The following is a 1484-nucleotide window of genomic DNA, read 5'->3' on the forward strand; positions in this document are numbered from 1 at the left end:
CGGCATCGGGATTTGGTTAAAGCCTTCGGGCGGTATAAGATGGCCATGCGTCCCATTAGTTTGTTGGTAAGGTAACGGCTTACCAAGACTACGATGGGTAGGGGCCCTGAGAGGGGGATCCCCCACACTGGTACTGAGACACGGACCAGACTCCTACGGGAGGCAGCAGTGAGGAATATTGGACAATGGAGGAGACTCTGATCCAGCCATGCCGCGTGCAGGAAGAATGCCCTATGGGTAGTAAACTGCTTTTATACAGGAAGAAAAAGAGCTACGTGTAGCTTACTGACGGTACTGTAAGAATAAGGACCGGCTAACTCCGTGCCAGCAGCCGCGGTAATACGGAGGGTCCGAGCGTTATCCGGAATTATTGGGTTTAAAGGGTCCGTAGGCGGGCCGATAAGTCAGGGGTGAAAGTTTGCAGCTCAACTGTAAAATTGCCTTTGATACTGTTGGTCTTGAGTTATAGTGAAGTTGCCGGAATATGTAGTGTAGCGGTGAAATGCATAGATATTACATAGAACACCGATTGCGAAGGCAGGTGACTAACTATATACTGACGCTGATGGACGAAAGCGTGGGGAGCGAACAGGATTAGATACCCTGGTAGTCCACGCCGTAAACGATGGATACTAGCTGTCCGGAACCTTGAGTTCTGGGCGGCCAAGCGAAAGTGATAAGTATCCCACCTGGGGAGTACGTTCGCAAGAATGAAACTCAAAGGAATTGACGGGGGCCCGCACAAGCGGTGGAGCATGTGGTTTAATTCGATGATACGCGAGGAACCTTACCAGGGCTTAAATGCATATTGACAGGTCTAGAGATAGATTTTCCTTCGGGCAATTTGCAAGGTGCTGCATGGTTGTCGTCAGCTCGTGCCGTGAGGTGTCAGGTTAAGTCCTATAACGAGCGCAACCCCTACCGTTAGTTGCCAGCATGTCATGATGGGGACTCTAACGGGACTGCCGGTGCAAACCGTGAGGAAGGTGGGGATGACGTCAAATCATCACGGCCCTTACGTCCTGGGCCACACACGTGCTACAATGGCAGGTACAGAGAGCAGCCATGTCGCAAGGCAGAGCGAATCTATAAAACCTGTCACAGTTCGGATCGGGGTCTGCAACTCGACCCCGTGAAGCTGGAATCGCTAGTAATCGGATATCAGCCATGATCCGGTGAATACGTTCCCGGGCCTTGTACACACCGCCCGTCAAGCCATGGAAGCCGGGAGTGCCTGAAGTCCGTCACCGTAAGGAGCGGCCTAGGGCAAGATCGGTAACTAGGGCTAAGTCGTAACAAGGTAGCCGTACCGGAAGGTGCGGCTGGAACACCTCCTTTCTAGAGATTGTCATTCAATGACAGTCCCTGACGAAGTAAAGAATGGAACTACGGTCCCGGTCTTTTGATTTAATAATAGTTTCTTTAGTAATTGTTCAATTGATACATCTCCATAATTATGATATATAAGTAATTGCTTTTTTTTT

The 1484-nt window shown here is 50.2% G+C and carries 1 rRNA gene; it reads left to right on the plus strand.

What is annotated here, in order from left to right:
• Positions 1-1338, plus strand: a 16S ribosomal RNA gene (locus Q0871_RS18595); the annotation flags it as partial.
• Positions 1339-1484 lie beyond the last annotated feature (146 nt).

Source organism: uncultured Maribacter sp., from assembly GCF_947500985.1.
GTDB lineage: Bacteria > Bacteroidota > Bacteroidia > Flavobacteriales > Flavobacteriaceae > Maribacter.